Source organism: Actinomadura xylanilytica (assembly GCF_030283145.1).
Classification (GTDB): domain Bacteria; phylum Actinomycetota; class Actinomycetes; order Streptosporangiales; family Streptosporangiaceae; genus Spirillospora; species Spirillospora xylanilytica.
On the sequence record NZ_JASNWE010000001.1, the window covers coordinates 312,316 to 330,781 of the forward strand.

Annotated in this window: 21 protein-coding genes; 15 read left to right on the plus strand and 6 right to left on the minus strand. The window is 73.8% G+C overall.

Annotated features, from left to right (window positions below; translation table 11 throughout):
• The first annotated feature begins 68 nt into the window (after window positions 1-68).
• The 10 genes from QP090_RS01475 to QP090_RS01520 all read left to right on the plus strand — a co-directional run bounded on the left by QP090_RS01475 (window position 69) and on the right by QP090_RS01520 (window position 9,398).
• On the plus strand, window positions 69-836 hold the full coding sequence (locus tag QP090_RS01475; RefSeq protein ID WP_285936596.1) for an IclR family transcriptional regulator: 768 nt from the start codon (window positions 69-71) through the stop codon (window positions 834-836).
• A gap of 162 nt (window positions 837-998) precedes the next feature.
• On the plus strand, window positions 999-1,823 hold the full coding sequence (locus QP090_RS01480) for an SAM-dependent methyltransferase (protein ID WP_285936597.1): 825 nt from the start codon (window positions 999-1,001) through the stop codon (window positions 1,821-1,823).
• 44 nt (window positions 1,824-1,867) lie between these two features.
• Window positions 1,868-2,188 carry a DUF397 domain-containing protein gene (locus QP090_RS01485; RefSeq protein ID WP_285936598.1) on the plus strand — a complete coding sequence of 107 codons (321 nt, stop codon included), beginning with the start codon at window positions 1,868-1,870 and terminating at the stop codon, window positions 2,186-2,188.
• Window positions 2,189-2,342: 154 nt separating this feature from the next.
• Window positions 2,343-3,194 carry a helix-turn-helix domain-containing protein gene (locus QP090_RS01490; protein WP_285936599.1) on the plus strand — a complete coding sequence of 284 codons (852 nt, stop codon included), beginning with the start codon at window positions 2,343-2,345 and terminating at the stop codon, window positions 3,192-3,194.
• 2 nt (window positions 3,195-3,196) lie between these two features.
• Entirely contained in the window at window positions 3,197-3,394 is a 198-nt protein-coding gene (locus QP090_RS01495) for a DUF397 domain-containing protein (RefSeq protein ID WP_285936600.1), read from the plus strand.
• Between the two features lie 432 nt (window positions 3,395-3,826).
• Window positions 3,827-4,390: an ATP-binding protein gene (locus QP090_RS01500; RefSeq protein ID WP_285936601.1), complete on the plus strand. Its 564-nt coding sequence runs from the start codon at window positions 3,827-3,829 to the stop codon at window positions 4,388-4,390.
• Between the two features lie 67 nt (window positions 4,391-4,457).
• Window positions 4,458-5,984: an FAD/NAD(P)-binding protein gene (locus tag QP090_RS01505; RefSeq protein WP_285936602.1), complete on the plus strand. Its 1,527-nt coding sequence runs from the start codon at window positions 4,458-4,460 to the stop codon at window positions 5,982-5,984.
• Window positions 5,985-5,999: 15 nt separating this feature from the next.
• Window positions 6,000-6,437, plus strand: a complete 438-nt coding sequence (locus QP090_RS01510) for a hypothetical protein (protein ID WP_285936603.1) — start codon at window positions 6,000-6,002, stop codon at window positions 6,435-6,437.
• Window positions 6,434-7,714: an FHA domain-containing protein gene (locus QP090_RS01515; RefSeq protein ID WP_285936604.1), complete on the plus strand. Its 1,281-nt coding sequence runs from the start codon at window positions 6,434-6,436 to the stop codon at window positions 7,712-7,714. Before QP090_RS01510 ends, QP090_RS01515 begins: the two co-directional genes overlap by 4 nt.
• 70 nt (window positions 7,715-7,784) lie before the next feature.
• Window positions 7,785-9,398 (plus strand): MFS transporter, encoded by a 1,614-nt coding sequence (locus QP090_RS01520; RefSeq protein WP_285936605.1) that lies wholly within the window; start codon window positions 7,785-7,787, stop codon window positions 9,396-9,398.
• Between the two features lie 75 nt (window positions 9,399-9,473).
• On the opposite strand, the gene QP090_RS01525 is transcribed toward QP090_RS01520, so the two are convergent.
• Window positions 9,474-10,742: an MFS transporter gene (locus QP090_RS01525; RefSeq protein WP_285936606.1), complete on the minus strand. Its 1,269-nt coding sequence runs from the start codon at window positions 10,740-10,742 to the stop codon at window positions 9,474-9,476.
• The gene (locus QP090_RS01530) at window positions 10,739-11,221 is read right to left on the minus strand and encodes a MarR family winged helix-turn-helix transcriptional regulator (protein ID WP_285936607.1); all 483 of its coding nucleotides are present in this window, start codon (window positions 11,219-11,221) and stop codon (window positions 10,739-10,741) included. Before QP090_RS01530 ends, QP090_RS01525 begins: the two co-directional genes overlap by 4 nt.
• A 167-nt stretch (window positions 11,222-11,388) precedes the next feature.
• On the opposite strand from QP090_RS01530, the gene QP090_RS01535 reads away from it, so the two are divergent.
• Together QP090_RS01535 and QP090_RS01540 are read left to right on the plus strand one after the other, a co-directional pair.
• On the plus strand, window positions 11,389-12,291 hold the full coding sequence (locus tag QP090_RS01535; protein ID WP_285936608.1) for a universal stress protein: 903 nt from the start codon (window positions 11,389-11,391) through the stop codon (window positions 12,289-12,291).
• Between the two features lie 99 nt (window positions 12,292-12,390).
• Window positions 12,391-13,167, plus strand: coding sequence for a crotonase/enoyl-CoA hydratase family protein (locus tag QP090_RS01540; RefSeq protein WP_285936609.1), 777 nt, complete (start codon window positions 12,391-12,393; stop codon window positions 13,165-13,167).
• A 26-nt stretch (window positions 13,168-13,193) separates the two neighbouring features.
• Here the strand turns inward: QP090_RS01540 and QP090_RS01545 are convergent, their stop codons facing one another.
• The 3 genes from QP090_RS01545 to QP090_RS01555 form a co-directional block, all read right to left on the minus strand.
• Window positions 13,194-13,517: a nuclear transport factor 2 family protein gene (locus QP090_RS01545; protein ID WP_285936610.1), complete on the minus strand. Its 324-nt coding sequence runs from the start codon at window positions 13,515-13,517 to the stop codon at window positions 13,194-13,196.
• Between the two features lie 77 nt (window positions 13,518-13,594).
• Window positions 13,595-14,545 carry an NAD(P)-dependent oxidoreductase gene (locus tag QP090_RS01550; RefSeq protein ID WP_285936611.1) on the minus strand — a complete coding sequence of 317 codons (951 nt, stop codon included), beginning with the start codon at window positions 14,543-14,545 and terminating at the stop codon, window positions 13,595-13,597.
• A 163-nt stretch (window positions 14,546-14,708) separates the two neighbouring features.
• Window positions 14,709-15,296 carry a TetR/AcrR family transcriptional regulator gene (locus QP090_RS01555; protein ID WP_285936612.1) on the minus strand — a complete coding sequence of 196 codons (588 nt, stop codon included), beginning with the start codon at window positions 15,294-15,296 and terminating at the stop codon, window positions 14,709-14,711.
• A 51-nt stretch (window positions 15,297-15,347) separates the two neighbouring features.
• Between QP090_RS01555 and QP090_RS01560 the strand changes: the two genes are divergently transcribed.
• The 3 genes from QP090_RS01560 (at window position 15,348) to QP090_RS01570 (ending at window position 17,109) form a co-directional block, all read left to right on the plus strand.
• Window positions 15,348-15,782 (plus strand): SRPBCC family protein, encoded by a 435-nt coding sequence (locus QP090_RS01560; RefSeq protein ID WP_285936613.1) that lies wholly within the window; start codon window positions 15,348-15,350, stop codon window positions 15,780-15,782.
• A gap of 65 nt (window positions 15,783-15,847) precedes the next feature.
• Window positions 15,848-16,573, plus strand: a complete 726-nt coding sequence (locus QP090_RS01565; RefSeq protein WP_285936614.1) for a 2OG-Fe(II) oxygenase — start codon at window positions 15,848-15,850, stop codon at window positions 16,571-16,573.
• Between the two features lie 8 nt (window positions 16,574-16,581).
• Window positions 16,582-17,109 (plus strand): type 1 periplasmic-binding domain-containing protein, encoded by a 528-nt coding sequence (locus tag QP090_RS01570; RefSeq protein ID WP_285936615.1) that lies wholly within the window; start codon window positions 16,582-16,584, stop codon window positions 17,107-17,109.
• A gap of 37 nt (window positions 17,110-17,146) precedes the next feature.
• Here the strand turns inward: QP090_RS01570 and QP090_RS01575 are convergent, their stop codons facing one another.
• Entirely contained in the window at window positions 17,147-18,304 is a 1,158-nt protein-coding gene (locus tag QP090_RS01575; RefSeq protein WP_285936616.1) for a DUF2637 domain-containing protein, read from the minus strand.
• Between the last annotated feature and the right edge of the window lie 162 nt (window positions 18,305-18,466).

Sequence of the window (18,466 nt, forward strand, 5' to 3'; positions counted from 1 at the left end):
TGACGACCTGACTGCGATTCGGAATGCCGTACGACAATGTCGAACAATGTACACGCTAGGCTGAAGGGGTGCCAGGGAGAATCCAGTCGGTCGAGCGGGCCGCGACGATCCTGCGACTGCTGGCCTCCGGCCCCCGGCAGCTCGGCGTCGTGGAACTCGCCGACGCGTTGCGGCTGCCCAAGGCCACGGTGCACGGCATCCTTCAGACGCTCCAGCACGTCGGGTTCGTCGAGCAGGACCGGGCCGGCGGCAAGTACCGCCTCGGCGCCACCCTGCTGCACCTCGGCAACAGCTACCTCGACGTCAATGAGCTGCGCACCCGGGCGCTCAACTGGGCCGACTCGCTGGCCTCGCGGGCCAGGGAGAGCGTGCGGATCGGATCGCTGCACGAGGGCCGGGTGCTGGTCGTGCACCACGTCTTCCGCCCCGACGACAGCCTCCAGACCCTCGACGTCGGGGCGCTGCTGCCGATCCACGCGTCCGCGCTGGGCAAGGCGCTGCTGGCCTTCGACCTCCAGGCCGACACGCTGCTGGCCGACCTCGACACCAAGACCTACACCCGCCACACCATCGCCGCCAAGGACGACCTGGTCGCCGACCTCGACCTGGTCCGCGCCCGCGGCTGGGCCTGCGACATCGAGGAGCTGATCGAGGGCGAGGCCGCGATCGCGGCGCCGATCCGCGACGACCGCACCGTGGTGGTCGGCGCGATCGGCGTCTCCGGCGCCATCGAGCGGGTCTGCGATCCGGCCGGGCTGCCGCGCACCGACCTGGTGGCGGCCGTCCGGGACGCGGCCCGCGCGGTGTCCCGCGATCTGGGCGCCCGCCGCTGGTGATCCCGGCCGCGTTCGACATTGTCGACCCGGTTGCGAAATCCAGGCCCCCGGCTGAACCCGCCCGATCCTCCGCCCGACAGCCGGACAGTCCGGTTCATGATTCATAAACTCTGCTGCACAGGTTGCCCGCGCACCACCCCCGCGACGAGGCGAGGACGCTACATGAGCGAACCGGAGAACGTCCCGCCGGACGTCGATCTGGACAAGGCGAGCCCGGCCCGGCTGTACGACTACTTCCTGGGCGGCAAGGACAACTACCCCATCGACCGCGAGGCCGCCGAGCGGATCCGCGCGGTGGTGCCCGAACTGGAGGACATCGCCTGGGCCAACCGCGGATTCCTCCAGCGGGCCGTGCACCGGCTCGCCGCCCTGGGGATCCGGCAGTTCATCGACGTCGGGGCCGGGCTGCCGACGCAGAACAACACCCATCAGGTCGCCCAGGCCGTCGACCCCGCCGCGCGGGTGCTGTACGCCGACAACGACCCGATGGTGCTCGCGCACGCCCGTGCGCTGCTCGCCGGCTCCCCCGACACCGCGGCCATCACCGCCGACCTCCGCGAACCCGAGGAGCTCCTCGGGCAGCCCGCCGTCCGCGAGCTCATCGACTTCACCCAGCCGGTCGCGCTGCTGCTGGTGGCGGTCCTGCACTTCATCGGCGACGAGGACGACCCGCGGGGGCTGATCGGCCGCTACCTGGACGCACTGCCCCCCGGCAGCTACCTGGCGCTCTCGCACGGCACCGCCGACCACCAGGCGCCGCAGGCGCTCAGGGCGATCGACGGCGTCTACTCCAAGGCCACCGCGAACGCCTTCTTCCGCACCCGGGACGAGATCACCGGATTCTTCGACGGCCTCGAGCTCCTGCCCCCGCACGAGGGCTCCGCCCCCGGGGTGGCCTTCTCCGGGGACTGGGGCGCCGACAACCCCGAGAGCTCCGACAACGACGGTTCCCGCTGGGTGTACTGCGGTGTCGCGAGGGTGCCCTGAACCGTCCAGGCCGTAACGTCGTACGGCCACGAGAGGAGACCCTGATGACCGAAGACCCCAAGGCCCGGGGCGTGCCCGCGCGCAAGCCCACCGTCCAGGAGCTGGGCCTCGACCCGGACGCCCTGCACTGGCGGCGGTCCGCTGCCGGGACGGCGGACGGCGGCACGGCGCCCGATCCCACCTCACCCGATCCCACGGCGTCCGGCGTCGAGGCGTCCGGCGTCGAGGTCGCGTTCGCCGGCGCGTGGGTGCTGCTGCGCACCAGCGGCGATCCCGGCGCGCTGATCTCGGTGTTCGACCACCACGAGTGGGACTGCTTCCTCGCCGGGGTGAAGGCGGAGGAGTTCGACCGCGCCGCGTCCTGACCCGTCCGACCCCGCCCGTCCATCCCCGCCCGTCCGTTCTTGGTCCCTTGCTTCCGCACCATTCGGAACGCCCGACCGGGCCACTGGAATTTGTGATTCACAAATTGGGAGGCGATATGCTGGCCAGAGCGCGCTGTCAAGAGGGAGGTGACGCGTGACCGAGGACGCCCCCGGATCCACCATCGCCAAGCGGCGGCTGTCCCGCCTGCTCACCGAACTGCGCCTCGACGCCGGATACACCGCCAACCAGGTCTGCGACCGGCTCAACTGGGGACGCGGCAAGGTCGGCCGGTTCGAGGCCAACCAGTGGGTCCGCCCCGAGCTCAGCGACATCCGCGACATCGCCCGGCTCTACGGCCAGGTCGACGGCGACCTCGCCGAGCTGGAGAACCTCGCCGGGCTGGCCCGGCGGCGGGCCTGGTGGCGCGACCACTCCGAGGTGTTCAGCAACGAGTTCTGCGGGTTCGAGGCCGACGCCTCGGCCATCCGCGTGCTGATGCCGCTCGTCCTGCCCGGACTGCTCCAGACGCCGGCCTACATCCAGTGCCTGATGGCCTCGGGCACGCGGCCGGCCGAGTGGCAGAGCCAGGCCCGGGAGGCGCGGCTGCGGCGGCAGGCGATCCTGAACCGCGACGACGGCACCGCGCCCACCCTGACGGCGCTGATCACCGAGGCGTCGCTGATGTACCGGTGGGGCACTCCGGCCGACCGGCGCGCGCAGGTCGCGCACCTGGCCGAGATGAGCCGGCGGTCCAACATCGAACTGCGGCTGCTGCGCTTCGACAACGGGCCGCACCCGGGCATGTCGACGCTGGTCAACATCTTCGACTTCCCCGGGAACGAGCCCGCGATGGTCTATCTGGAGAACGACGCGGCCATCCAGGAGATCAACGAGCCCAAGAGCGTGGAGGACTATGTAAGGATCTTCAGCCGCGTTCGCGAGGCGGCGCTCTCACCCGAAGCCACCACCGACTACCTCGAAGAACAGACCAACAAGCTGGAGTAGACATGGACCCGTCTCAGGCAAGGTGGTTCAAGGCCACGTCCAGCACCGGCAGCAACGGCGGCTGCGTCGAAGTCGCCGACCTCGGCTCCGCCACGGGACTCCGTGACAGCAGGACGCCCGAGGCCGGTGCGCACGTCATCGACCGCGGCGCCTTCCGTGCCTTCCTCTCCGATGTGAAGGCCGGACGCTACGACCGCTAGCTGAGTCGCCGGACCACCCACCGGACGATCCCCCGGGGCTGCATCCCCGGGGGATCGTCATGTGCGGCCCGTCTCAGGCGTGCCCCACCGTACAGGGACACCCTGACAGACATCCGGCCTCTGACGACAGATGCGGTCAAGACCCCCAAGACTGTGCATTTCGTACCACTTTGCCCGCTCCGGTGCGCATTACCGCTGCATCGCGGGCACCTTTCTGCCCGAAGAGCTTGTTCCGTCCCGCCATGGCTCTTAATCTGTGAATCGCAGATAGCGAGTCACGAACCTTGGATGCACATGTCGCGAATGAGGACCGGCGGGCCCGCGCTCGGCCCGTCCGGCGCCGGGGCCCTGCTCCGGCGTCCACCCGGAGCCGCCTGACCGATGTGCGGAACCCCCCACCCTTCCAGTCCCGTCACGGTCAGGAGCAGCACGATGGCTGTGGTTCCCATCGAACGGCCCATGCGCATGCCCTGCCCGTCCGCCCTCGGTCCCCGCAGCGACGACCGGCGCCGGCTGCGCGCCACGCTCGAACTGGAGGCGCTGGCCTCGTCGGTGCCCGCCGCGCGCCACTTCGTCGGCGCGACGCTGCGCGGCTGGCGGCTGGCGGAACTCGCGGACGACGCGACGCTGGTGGTCACCGAGATCGTGACCAACGCCTACCAGGCCCTGATGGAGGCCACCGGGGAACCACTCCCGGTCCTGACCGGCGCCCACCCGGCGCCCGCGGGCGGGCATGCGGCGACCGGCGGTCGCGGGGGCGCCGCCGGGCCGCGCCCGCCTGTGATCACGATGCGGCTCGGGCTGGCCGGGGCGGTGCTGTCGATCGAGGTCGAGGACGGCATCGCGGCACTCCCCCGGCGGTCGGACGCCGGCGACTACGACGAGAACGGGCGCGGCCTGCTCCTGGTCGGCGCCCTGGCCGACCGGTGGGGCTGCCGCCGCGCCGAGCGGCATCCCGGCAAGGTCGTCTGGGCCGAGCTGCCTCTTCCGTCCTGAAAATCGTTCCCATCGTGGGATAAAGTGTCGTCCGCTCTGCTCGAAGTCACGCTTGGGGGACGTCGCTGTGCCCGATGCCCGGCCCTTGGGTGATCTCTCGCCCGAACTGCTCGGATCGTCGGTCTGGCCCGACCGGGCCGTGCTGGAGGCGGGCATTCCCGTCTACGACGTACCGCTGGTGTCGGTCGGCGGCGGGCTCGGCTCGTTCACCCTGGTCGACGCGCTCCGGATTCAGGGCGCGCCGGCGTCGTCCCTCCGGGTGCTGTCCAATCTCGACACGCCGTGGCAGACGTGGGCCTACCTCAGCCGGGTCTCGCAGCTCCCGCCCCGCGAGCGGATCCGCTCCGATGCGGGCGCGCGGCCCGACAACATCTGGGGCTTCCCGTCGTACGCCCTGCACGAAGCGTGGCGGGACCGGTCTCCCCGGCTGCTGTTCCAGGTGCTGACCGAGCCCGTCCTCACCGACTTCTTCAGCCCGCGCGCCGAGACGGTGTTCGCCACCCTCGAACGCGAGGCGGCGCGGATCTCCTACGCCGCGATGCTCGCCAAGGGGCAGGTGCGGATGGTGCGCCGCCGGGCCGGCGACGGCTACTTCACCATCCTCACCCCGCCGGCGGGCGCGACGCCGACCAAGCGGATCGCGATCCGCTCGCGGTTCGTGCACCTGGCGGTCGGCTACCCCGGGCTGCGGTTCCTGCCCGACCTCCAGGAGTTCCGCGAGACCCACAACGACTACCACCGCGTGGTCAACGCCTACGAACCGCACGAGCACGTGTACGAGTTCCTCAAGTCGCGGCCCGGCGTGGTGGTGGTGCGGGGCGCCGGGATCGTGGCGTCCCGGGTGCTGCACCGGCTGATGGACGACCGCGAGCGGTACGGGTCGCAGACGCAGATCGTGCACATGTTCCGCACGTTCGTGTCAGGGGCGCACGGGCCGGGTCCGTGGATGCGGCGCCGGGGCGGCGACGGCTGGGCCTACCAGGCGTTCACCCTGCCCAAGTCCGCGTTCGGCGGGCAGCTCAAGGCGCGGATCAGGCGGGCGGACGGCGCCGGACGGGCCGAGCTCATGAAGGTCATCGGCGGTACCACCACACCCCGGCTGCGGCCGTGGCAGGCGCAGATGCGGGCCGGGCGGGAGGGCGGCTGGTACCACCCGGTCCAGGCCGTCGTGGACCGGGTCGAGCCCACCCCGGACGGCCGGCTGGCCAGCCTCACCAGCAGCGACGACGGCACCCGCGCCCGGCACGTCTCCGACTTCGTCATCGACTGCACCGGGCTGGAGGCCGGCGTGCCCGAGCACCGGGTGCTGGCCGACCTGCTGGAGCACGGCGGCGCCCGGCGCAACGGCGCGGGCCGCCTCATGGTCGGCGAGAACTTCGCGGTGACCGGAACGGAGAACGGTGACGGGGTGCTCTACGCGTCGGGCGCGGCCACGGCGGGCAACCACTTCCCGGCGGTCGACAGCTTCCTCGGCCTCCAGACCGCCGCGCTGGACATCGCCGCCGACCTCGCCGGGCGCGGGTTCTGCGCGCGGCTCGGCCCGCTCAGGTCGACCGGGCAGTGGCTCCGGTGGGCCTCCGGCCGTCCCGTCTGACCAAGGAGACGCACCGTGATCCCCACCCTCGCCGGACGGTTGCAGACGCGGGTCCTCGTGCTGGCCACCGTCGGCGTGCTGCTGACCGCGGTGATCGTCCCGGTGCTGCCGGGCACCGCGGGCCCGCTCTCCGGGACGTACCGGACGGCCTACCTGATCCTCCTCGCGGTCGCCGTGGCGGGGCTCGGCTGGGAGCTGCTCTACCACCTGCTGATGCAGTTCCGGTGGGACAAGGACTGGCCGACGCTGTTCGGGCTGGTGACCGTCGTCCCCGAGGGCCTGCTGATGTGGTTCCTGCTCGACGCCGGGCTGGTGCCCAGGGTCCACGGGGTGGCCTTGTCCACGTACGCGACCATGCTCGGTTTCGTGTGGATCGGGCAGTGGCTGTTCGTGAACGGCCCGATCCGGGTGGTCCTCGTCCAGTGGCGGCTGCGCGGCGGGCGGGTGCTGTGAACCGGGCGGAGGGACGCCTGGTACTGCCGCTGCCCGGCGACGGCCTGGTCGCGCACGAGGCCGGGTTGTCGCTGGTGTGCGCAGTACCCGGCGCGTCCACGGCCCACCTGGTCGACGGGTTGCTCGACGCGCTGGCCGAGGTCGCGGCGGCGGACGGCGACGGCGAGCGGGCCGGCCGGCTGCTGGTCCGCCGGGCGGCGCGGATCCTCGCGGCCGAGCGCGGCAGCCGGCCGCTGGCGTGCGCGGTCGCCGGGCCGGCCGGGCACGGCGCGGTCGCGGTGCTGGCCAGTGGTGCCGCGACGGCGCGGGTCGTGCCGGTACGGGACGCGGAGATCCGGATCGGCGGCGATCCGGGCGCGTCGGCGGACCGGATCGTCGGCGGGCCGGTGGCCGAACTGGAGCTGATGCTGCCGGGTGCCGGGCCGGCCGATCCGCGGCTGCGGCTCGGATCGGGGGTGGTCCGGGGCGGCGGGCTGCGCGAGGTGACCGTCCGAGAACCGGAGGCGACGCCGCGGGCCGAGCCGCGGAACGGGCCGCGGAAGGAGCCGCGCGCGGAACCGCATGCGAAGCCCCGTACGGGTCCTCGTGCGGAGCCGCTGCGCACCCGGATCGACCTCGTCCGGCCTGAGCCGCCGCCCGCCCCCTCGCCGCCCGCCCCCTCGCCGCCCGCCCCCTCGCCGCCCGCCCCCTCGCCGCCCGCGCCTTCGCCGGCCGCGGTGGACGGGCCGGGTGCGGAAGAGGGGACCGAGAGTCCGGACGAGCCGGTCAGCCTGATCCGGCAGCGTCCCAAACGCCGGGCGAGCGGACCGCGGGTCCTCGGCGTCAACTGCAAGAACCACCACTTCAACGACCCGCGTGCGGCGTACTGCGCGGTCTGCGGGATCTCGATGCTCCAGATGACGCTCGCCCCCTTCCACGGGCCGAGACCGCCGCTCGGCGTCCTGCTGTTCGACGACGGGCACACCATCCCGCTCGACGACGACCAGCTCATCGGACGCGAGCCCGCGCGCGCGCAGGAGGTGACCGGGGGGCGGGCGCGTCCGGTCCGGCTGACCGACCGGGACGGGTCGATCTCGCGGAGGCACGTGCTCGTCGCGCTCCAGGAGTGGCGGGTGAAGGTGGTCGACCTCGGCTCGGTCAACGGCACCGCGCTCAAGAAACCCGGTGAGCAGGAGTTCCAGCGGCTGCCCCCCGAGTCCGCCGTGGTGCTGCCGCCGGGCTCGACGGTGCGGGTCGGACGGTCGCGCACGTTCCGGTTCGAGTCCAACCGGGAGTGACCCCGATCCGCACGTTCACCCGATGACACGGCCGCGGTCCTCCCCGAGCCCACCCCCCGAAAGGATTCACATGCGAACACGGTCCGTGGGCGGAATCGACTTCGCCCATCCGCTGGCCTTCTGGTCCGGCTTCATCGCCTGCGTCGCCGGTGTGGTCCTGCACCTGCCGATGTACCTGGACGCCGCCGACATGCATTACCACATGGCGGACATGCCGATGGACGCCCCGATGATCACCGGGATGGCGCTGATCGTGGTGGGCCTCGCGGCCACCACGTACGGGCTGGTCCCGCGCGATCTGAAGGCGGCCCGGCAGGCGGGCGAGGTGCGGATCCGCGGAGCGTGGGACGCGCGGATCCGGCCCGCGCACATCGGCCTGATCCTGGTGATGACGACCGCGGTGACCATCGACGCGATGAAGCCGATCACGCTGTCGTTCGTCGCGCCCGGGATGGGCAAGGAGTACGGGCTCAAGTCGGCCCTGAACCCCGGCGGGGACCTCCCGGTCGCGCTGCTGCCGTTCTTCGGGCTCACCGGGACGGTGATCGGCTCGTTCCTGTGGGGATGGCTGGGCGACCGGATCGGGCGCCGGTCCTCCATCCTGCTCGCCGGGGTGCTGTTCGTGACCACCGCGGTCTGCGGCGCGATGCCGTCCTTCGCGTGGAACCTGGCGATGTGCCTGCTGATGGGGCTCGCCGCCGGCGGGATGCTGCCGATCACCTTCTCGCTGCTGGCCGAGATGATCCCGGGCCGGCACCGGGGCTGGGTGATGGTGCTGATCGGCGGCGACCTGGCGCTGGCGTACGTGCTCACCAGCTGGCTGTCGTCCTCGCTGGTCCCGCACTACTCGTGGCGGATCCTGTGGCTGGTCGGGATGCCCTCCGGGGTGCTGCTCATCCTGCTGAACCGGTGGATCCCCGAGTCGCCGCGCTTCCTGCTCGCGCACGGCCGGGAGGCCGAGGCCCGGGAGATCATGGTGCGGTACGGCGCGGCGGAGGCGGCGACCGCCGAGGTCGAGGTGGAGGAACGGCCCGCGGCGCACGGCGGCGGATTCGGCCCGCTGTTCCGCGGGCGGTTCGCCGGGCTGAGCACCGCGGTGGTGGTCCTCGGGCTCGGCATCGGGCTGGTCACCTACGGGTTCCAGCTGTGGATCCCGTCCAACCTCCAGAAGCTCGGGCTGGCGCAGCAGACCGCCGACCGGGCGCTGCGGGACTCGGCGCTGCTCGGGCTTCCGCTGGTCCTCATCGCCGCCGCGCTGTACGGGCTGTGGAGCGCGAAGAAGACCATCATCCTGCTGACCGCGCTGGTCGCGGCGGCGCTGACGGCGTTCTCGGTGGCGGGCGACTCGCTCGCGGAGAACCGCGCCTGGCTGTACGTCCTGCTCGCCGGGCCGATCGTCGGGACCGCCACGATCGGCGCCGTCCTGGCCGCCTACAGCTCGGAGGTCTACCCGACCCGGATCCGGTCCCGCGGGTCGGGGCTGTCCGCGGGGGTCGGCAAGCTCGGCGGTGTGGTGGTCACGATCGTGCTGGTCGCCGGGGCCACGGTCCCGTCCATCGGGACGACCGCGCTGCTCGGCGCGATCCCGCTGGCCCTCGCCGTCATCGTGGTGATCCTGTTCGGCGTGGAGACCCGGGACCGGGCGCCGGACGGCGGCGGGGCGCCGGCGGTCGCGGACGCCTGAGCCAGGCCGGGCGGCGGCGGGGACGGGGAGCGGCGCGGGGCCGGGTGCGGGGACGCGGCCGGGCGGGGCGGCGGGTCAGGAGGGGGATCCGCCGCCCGCCTCGGCCGCCTCCGCGACCTCCGCGCCGGGGTCTCCGTCTGCCGCCCGTCCGTCCGTCTCGGCCTGCCTGCGCTCGGCCCGGGCGAGGTCGTGGTGCCCGGTGCGCAGGATCACCACGCCCGCCAGGATCGCGGCGGCGCCGACGGCGAACGGGACGTGCACGTTGGTGTGCTCGGCGAGCCGGCCGGCCGCGTACGGGGCCAGGCCGCCGCCGATGAAGCGGACGAAGCCGTAGGCGGCCGAGGCGATGGGACGTTCCACCGGCGCGACCATCATCACCGCCTGCGTGGTCACGGTGTTGTTGACGCCGATGAACACCCCGGCGACGATCACGGCCAGGATCAGCGTGGTCTGCGAGTCGGTGAAGATCGCGATGACCAGCACGTCCAGGGCGAACAGCACCAGGTTGCCGTACAGGGTGCGGGCGAGCCCGAACCGGCGTTGCAGCCACGGCGCGCCGAACACCGAGAAGACCGCGACGAGCAGCCCCCAGCAGGTGAAGACCAGGCCGAGCTGCATGGCCTCCAGGTGCATGGGGAACGGCGCGTACCCGAGCACGGTGAAGAAGCCCCAGTTGTAGCAGAGCGCGGTGAGGCTCATGATGAGCAGGCCGCGGTGCCGTAGCGCCTTGAGCGGGTCGGCCAGCGAGGTCTTGGCGGCGGGCCGCGGCTGCGGCTTGACGAGCACGAGGGTGGCGGCGAGCGCGATCGCCATGAGCACGGCGACGCCGTAGAACGGGCCGCGCCAGCTGATCTCGCCGAGGGCGCCGCCGAGCAGCGGGCCGACGGCGATGCCGAGGCCGAGCGCGGCCTCGTACAGGATGATGGCGCCGGCGAACCCGCCGCTGGCCGAGGCGACGATGACGGCCAGCGAGGTCGCGATGAACAGCGCGTTGCCGAGCCCCCAGCCGGCCCGGAAGCCGACGATGCCGCCGATGCTGCCCGAGGTCCCGGCCAGCGCGCTGAACACCACGATCAGCACCAGCCCGGCGACCAGGGTGCGCTTGGCGCCGATCCGGCTGGACACCCAGCCGGTCACCAGCATCGCGACCGCGGTGACCACCAGGTAGCTGGTGAACAGCAGCGTCACCTGGCTCGGCGAGGCGTCCAGGTCGGCCGAGATCGCGGGCAGGATCGGGTCGACCAGCCCGATGCCCATGAACGAGATCACGCACGCGAACGCGACCGCCCACACGGCCTTGGGCTGGCGGAAGGGGCTCTGCGCCGCCCCGGGGGTCTGGTTCATCCATCGCTCCTGGAGGTCGGGGGGTCCGCGGGCGGTCTCGCCCCCGGGCCGTGGGTGAGGCCGGTGAGCCGGTTCAGCGCCGGCAGTGCGGCGGCGATGGCCTCGCGGTCGCCGGCCGGCAGTCCGGCCAGCAGTGCGGCCAGGTCCCGGGCCTGGGCGGCGCGGCGGCCCGCCAGCTCCGCGCGGCCGGCCGTGGTGACGCGGACGACCACGGCGCGGCCGTCGGCGGGCAGCGGGCCGCGTTCGGCGAGCCCCTCCCGTTCCAGCCGGGACACGAGCTGGGTCATGGCCGGTTGGGTGACGCCCTCGAACACGGCCAGCTCGGTCACCCGTCGGGGGCCGAACCGCTCCAGGGTCGCCAGGGTGGACACTGCCGTCATCGACCGGTCGCGGGGAAGCGCGAGGGAGCGCATCAGCGAGACCACCCGGCCGAGGCCCGCGGCCAGCTCCAGCTCGTCGATCTCCGGCGATTGATCCATAAGTTCCTTATATCAGCGACTTGTATAAGTTGCCTATGCTTCATCCGTAGACAATCCAGAACGCCCCGACGCATCCCTGCACGTCCCTGCACGTCCCTGACCGCCGGCGGTCTTTCTTTGTCCGCCGCTGAGTTTTCGGTCGGCCCCGCCCGGCTAGGACTGCCCAGGTGGGAGACCCGATGGAGGCCGAGGGCCCGGACGGCGCGCCCGCGCCGGTGACGGTGGGGACCGACGGCTCCCCCGAGGCCGACGAGGCCGTCGCGTGGGCGGCCGACGAGGCGGCGCGATGGCGCCGCCCGCTTCGGATCGTGTTCGCGCTGGACACCTGGCCGTTCAACGACGAGTACGCCTCGCCCGAGCTGAAGGCCGAGGCGGCCGGGCTGGGGCAGGAGGAGCTGAGGCTGGCGCGTCGCGTCGCGCAGGCCAGGCAGCCGGACGTCCCGGTGACCTCCGCGGTCCTGCACGGCGCCCCGCTCCACGTGCTGCAACTCGAGGCGGAGCGGGCCTCCACCCTGGTCGTCGGGCACAAGGGGGCGGGCGGGTTCGGCGGGATGCTGGTCGGCTCGACCGCCGCCTTCCTCGCCGGCCGGACGGCGGGCCCGCTCGTCGTCGTCCGCGGCGTCCACGACGGGGCCGCCGGGACCGGGCACGACGAGGTCCTCGCCGGGACCGACCTGTCGGACGCCTCGCTCGACGCCCTGCGGTACGCCGCCGAGGCCGCCGCGCAGCGCGGGGCGCGGCTGCGCGTCGTGCACGCCTACCGGGTCCCGCCCGCGCTCGTCCGGATCGTGTCGCCGCTGGACCTGGCGGGCGTGGAGGAGCGCGCGCGGGCCGCGCTGAAGGCGGCGTGCGCCCCCGTCCGGACGCGGCACCCCGACCTCGCGGTGACCGAGACGGTCGTCCGCGACCATCCGGTGAGCGCGCTCTCGGCCGCCTCGGCGACCGCCGACCTGGTCGTGCTCGGCTCGCGCGGCCGCGGCACCATCACCGCGGCGCTGCTGGGCTCGGTCGGCCACGGCGTGCTGCGCCACGGCGGCTGCCCCGTCGCCATCATCGGCGCCCGCCCCTGACGCCCCCCTCCCTCACGGCCTTCCTCAAAGCCGCCGCGTCGGCGTCGACACCGGTGGGTAGGGTGCGTCGACGCCCCCGACGCGAGGAGAGCGAACGCGATGAGCACCGAGACGGTCCTGGTCCAGCGCGACGGCCCGGTCACCCTGGTCGGCATCGACCGTCCCGAGCGCCGCAACGCCGTCGACGGCCCGACCGCCGCCGCGCTCGCGGACGCCTTCCGCGCGTTCGACGCCGACCCGGACGCGGCGGTGGCCGTCCTGTACGGGACGGGCGGGACGTTCTGCGCGGGCGCCGACCTCCGGGCCCTCGGCACCGACCGGGGCAACCGGGCCGCGCCGGACGGCGACGGCCCGATGGGGCCGACCCGGATGCGGCTGTCCAAGCCGGTGATCGCGGCGGTCGAGGGCCACGCGGTGGCGGGCGGCCTGGAGCTGGCGATCTGGGCCGACCTGCGGGTCGCGGCGCAGGACGCGGTGTTCGGGGTCTTCTGCCGCCGGTGGGGCGTCCCGCTGATCGACGGCGGCACGGTGCGGCTGCCCCGGCTGATCGGGGAGAGCCGCGCGATGGACCTCATCCTCACCGGCCGCCCCGTGGACGCCGACGAGGCGCACCGGATCGGCCTCGCCAACCGGGTCGTGCCGACCGGGCGGGCGGTGGAGGCTGCGCGGGAGCTCGCCGCGCACCTCGCCGCGTTCCCCCAGACGTGCCTGCGCGAGGACCGCGCCTCAGTGCTGGACCAGCACGCTCTGGACGAGGGCGGCGCGCTGGCGTCGGAGTTCCGGCACGGCGAGATCTCGCTCGCCGCGGGCGCCCTCGACGGGGCGGCGCGCTTCGCCTCCGGCGCGGGCCGGCACGGCTCGTTCGACCGGTCCTGACGCCGGCGCCCCCGCCCCCGCCCGCGTCACCGCTCGAACGCCTCGGCGACCGCGAGGCTGTCCTCGTACATGTGGTGCCGTGTGAGCAGGCCGTTCTCGACGGTGAGGTGTAGCGCGAACGTCATGGCGAACTCCCTGCCTGTGGTCGTGACGTGCTGCGTGCTCGTCCCGGTCAGGACGGCGTCGGACCCGTCGACCAGGATCTCGCCGACCGTCACCGCGCCCTTGCCGGGCGGGCAGACGTCGCCGAAGACGCGGTGGTGCGCGGCGACCTCCTCGGGGTCGCCGCCCGCGCTGACGCGGAGGAACTCCTCGACGACGGCCCTGGTGGCTACGGCGCCGGTGGGCACGTCCGGCTGTGGCGGGGAGCCAGGCGGCGCGAGCGCGCTCGCGCACGGCGCTCGGGCCGGTCGGGCACGGGCCGGCCTCAGGGGACCAGGTTGCGGAGCGGCTCCCCTGAGGCCAGGCGGCGGGTGTTGTCGGCGGCGATGTCCACGCAGCGGTCCATGGTCTCGGCGGTGAGCCAGGCGACGTGCGGGAGCGCCACCACGTTGTCGAGCCCGAGCAGCGGGTTGGCCGGGTCGATGGGCTCGGCGGCGAACACGTCCAGCCCGGCGGCGCCGAGCCGGGTGCGCAGCGCCTCCACCAGCGCCGGCTCGTCGACGACCCCGCCGCGCGAGGTGTTGACCAGCACCGCGCCGGGCCTCATCAGCGCGAGCCGCCGCGCGTCGATGAGCCGTTCGGTGGACGCCGTCAGCGGCAGGTGCAGCGAGACGATGTCGGACTCGGCGAGCAGCGCGTCCAGCGGGCGCCAGCCGGGGTCGGCGGCGGACCCGGACGGGCTGTGCCAGACCACCGCGGCGCCGAGCGCGACCAGCGGCGCCTCCAGCCGCCGCGCGATGGCGCCGTGGCCGACCAGGCCAACCGTCCGCCCGCCGATCTCGCCGACCCGCTCGGGCAGCGTGGTGTCGATCGGCCAGCCCGCGCCGCGCCGGGTGGCGGCGTCGAGCGGCACCACCCGGCGCAGCGCGGCCAGCATCAGCGTGAGCGCCGCCTCGGCGACGGCGGGCGCGTTGGCGCCGGGCATGTTGGCGACCGCGATCCCGGCGGCGCGGGCCCGGTCCAGGTCGATGGTGTTCACCCCGGATCCGAGCTTCTGGATCAGCCCGAGCCGCGGGGCGCGGGCCAGGTCGGCTGCGGTGATCGGGCGCAGCACGTGCCAGAGCGCGTCGGTCTCGGGCAGCAGCGCGGCGAAGCGCTCCTCGTCGTGCTCGGCGCACCACCGCACGTCGAGTCCGTCCAGGCGGGGCTCGAGGCGGGCGCGCAGGACGTCGGTGGGCGCGAAGTGGAACAGCACCCTCGGCGCGGCGGTCACCACTGCCCCCAGGGTCCGAGCCCGGCGGTGCGCCCGCACCCGTCGCTTTCTCGTTCGAACACACCTGAACCTAACATTCGGTTCGTTTCGGCCAGGGCGTCGGCCGTCGGGATGGGCGCGGCGCCGACCGGCAGTACCCCTGGAGCCCCCGGAGCCGTCTTCAGACTCACGGGAAGGCGAGATCGATGAACTCGTCCACCATCCAGTCGACCTCGGCGCGCTCGCCCGTGGCCAGCAGGTCGAGCAGCGCTCCGCGCGCGAAGGCCAGCAGCGCACGTGCGCGGGCCCGGGCGCGCGGATCCCCGGGCGGCAGCCCGCGGGCGACCAGCTCGGTGCCGGGCTCCAGCCAGGTATCCACGATCCCGTCCAGCAGCGGCGCGGCGCCGGACCGCCCGGCGAGCGCCGCGCCGTACAGCTCGAAGAACAGCCGTTCGTGCGGGGCGAGGGCGGGGTCGCTGAGCAGCCGCCAGAAGGCGCGGGCCACGTCGGCCGGCTCGGTCGCCTCACCTGCCTCGCCCGCCACCTCCTCCTCCAGCCGGGCCAGCGCCGTCCGCTGCCGCCGCTCGACGGCCCGCACGACCTCGACCAGCAGCCGCTCCTTGGAGCCGAAGTGGTAGATCAGCATGCGGTGGCTGGTGCCCGCGCCCGCGGCGATGCCGCGCAGGCTGCGGTCGCCGACGCCCGCCTCGGCCAGGTGCTCGACCACCCGCTCCAGCAGCGCCGCCTTCGCCTCGGGCCGGGTCGATTCGATCATGTACCGTATGGTACATGTACCACACGGTACAGACTGACGGAGGAGGGCGGGATGCAGGAGATCGAGGTGACCGCGCGCTCGGCGGCGGACCCCGGCGCGGTGTACCGGCTGCTGCTCGACGGGGCGCGCTGGCCCGAGTGCTCCCCGCTCGGCTCGTTCGAGCTGGAACGGCCCGGCGAGACCGAGCGCGAGGGCATCGGCGCGATCCGCGTGTTCACCACCGGGACGGTCAAGAGCCGCGAGCAGGTCGTCGAGGCCGTCCCCGGGCGGCGGTTCGGGTACGTGCTGCTGTCCGGCCTGCCACTGGTGGGCTATCGCGCCGACCTCCTCCTCACCCCCGACGGCGACGGCACCGTCATCTCCTGGCGCTCCCGGTTCCGGCCCAGGTACACCGGCACCGGCTGGCTCTTCCGGCTGTTCCTCGGCGGCGTCATCCGGCGGCTCGTCGCCGGGCTCGCCGCGACCGCGGGCGCCCCGCGAACGTGACGTCGGATTTCCGCCAAGCGTTCGCGGCCCGTCCGGTGTTCTCCAGGGAGACGGAAGGAGACACCATGACCACCGTGATGGCGGCCGACCCGGGCGAGCGGGTCGAGGGGGCCGACTGGGCCGCGCTCGCAGGCGAGGTGAACGAGCACGGGTGCGCGCTCACGCCCCCGGTCCTCACCCCGGACGAGTGCCGTGAGATCGCCGCGCTCTACGACGACGCGGGGCGGTTCCGCTCGACGGTCGACATGGCCCGCCACCGGTTCGGGCAGGGCCAGTACCGCTACTTCGCCCGCCCGTTCCCCGAGCCGGTCCAGCGGCTGCGGGAGGCGTTCTACCCGCGCCTGCTGCCGATCGCCCGCGACTGGGCGGCCAAGCTCGGACGCCCCGCGCCGTGGCCGGACACCCTCGCCGAATGGCTGGAGATGTGCCACGCCGCCGGGCAGGCCAGGCCGACCCCGATCCTGCTGCGCTACGGCGCGGGCGACTGGAACGCACTGCACCGCGACCTGTACGGCGAGCTGGTGTTCCCGCTCCAGGTGGTGATCGGCCTGGACGTCCCGCGCGCCGACTACACCGGCGGCGAGTTCCTGCTGGTCGAGCAGCGTCCACGAGCCCAGTCGCGGGGCACGGTCACGGCCCTGGAGCAGGGCCGCGGGCTCGTCTTCACCACCCGGGACCGCCCGGTGCGCTCGACGCGCGGATGGTCGGCGGCACCGGTCCGGCACGGCGTCAGCACGGTCCGGTCCGGGCGGCGGCGCACCCTGGGCCTCGTCCTGCACGACGCGTCCTGAGGAGGGACATGCCCTCGAGAACACCGCTGGTCCGGCACGCCGGGACCGGCACGGGGCCGGCGCCCGAACCGCACACCGCCGCCGAGCTCGCCACGCTGCTCGAGCTGCTCGCCGGACGGCGGCGTCCCCGTATGGAGGCCGTCACCATCGGCCACGGCCGCGACGCGGCGTCCCGCGGCGCGGCGGACGCCTTCGGCGACGCGTGGCACGCCCGGGGCGGGCACGTCCTGGCCGTGGTCGACTGGCCGGAGACCGCCGCGTCGTGGCTACGGCCCGCGCGGCGGTTCTGCGCGGGCGAGCCCGACGCGTGGGTGGTGGCGGGCGCCGCGCCGGGCTGGGCCCAGATGAGCCGCCGCCTGCGGCACAGCACCGCGTGGGACCCGGACCGCACCTACGGGTTCGCGTCCCTGGGCCTCGCCGCGCTGGTGACGCTCGCGGGACCCGGCACGCTGGACGGGCTGCGCGGCGCCGCGGCGGACGGCGGAACCTGGCGGATCGGCGGCGGTCTCATCGTGCACCGCCCGAACCCCGGCTGATCCGGCCCGAGGCGGTGCCGCCCGCCGGCGCCCTCCTTCACACCCGCCAGGAGGTGACCAGGTCGTCGAGCGCCGCCTGGTCGTAGACGATCCCGCGGGAGGCGAGCTCCTGGGCGACCAGCTCGCCGTCGCCGTCGTGCCGGGCGAGCAGCCGGTACACCGCGTACGGGAACCAGTGGTTGTCGCTGATCCGCCGGATCTCGGCCTCGTCGCAGCGGTAGCCGTCGGCGGTGACGTCGGCGAGCGTGGCGGCGACGTCGCCCTGGTGCCGCTCGAGGATCTCGATCACGATGGCGCGCAGGTTCTCGGGGCTGATCTCGCGCAGCGCCGAGGAGACCGGCTCGTCCAGCGCGGTGGCGCCCAGGCCGCCGTGGCCGTTGAGCCCGGACGCCGCCGCCGCGGCGACGACCGCGGGCCCGGGGGCCGGCGCGACAGGCGCGGGAGCCGAGGCGGCCGGAACGGGCTCGGGCTCGGGCGGCGCGGCGGGCGCCGCGGGAGCGGCCTGGGCCGCTTGGGCGGCCTTGGCGGCGGCCCGCGACTTGGCCCGCGCGGTCCCGGCGGCGGCCTCGGCCAGCGACTGGGCGGCGGCGCCGTTCAGCCGTCCGGACTCGATCGCCTTGTCGGGACGGAGCGGCACCTGCGGGAACGGCCCGGTGGACCGCAGCGGCATCAGCGTGACCTGGTGCAGCGTCACCGGCGGCGCGATGGCGCGCTGCTCGGCGACATCCTCCTTCGCCTCGGCCTCCTCGTCCATCGACACGTAGCGGTGCAGGGTGCGCAGCAGGACGAACAGGCCGAGCATCGACACGATCGGCGGCACCGCGGCCGTCGCCTGGTAGGAGAACTGCCGCTGGCCGACGTGCCCGACATTGAAGATGAGGCTCGCGGTCCAGCCGGCGAGCGCGATGGTCAGCGGCAGGCAGAAGTCCAGCCAGCTGAGCAGGTGCTTGCGGCGCAGCACGAAGGCGTCGATCGCCAGCAGGAACAGGCCGAGCTCGCCGACGATGATGAACAGGTCGACCAGGAGGGGGAACGACTCGGCCTTCCAGCCCCTGAGGCCGTGTTCGAGCGCCCAGTGGTACAGCCCGGCGTAGGACTGGGCGAAGCCACCCGCCGTAGCGGTCAGAACCGCGGTGGCCATGAGCGCGATGGCGCCCCAGCGGGTTATCGCCTGTGCCCGGTTCGCGACGGTCATACGGGGTTGCTCCCAGAGTCTGAATTCGTATGGTCGGCGGATTAGCAGACGAGACTATCGATTCTTCCGCTCTCGGGTGACGAGAATGCTGGAGAGAGCGGTGTGACCGCCTCCAAGCCGCCGAAGGGTGGGTTCACCCGGCCTGGTCGCGGGCGCGCCGCC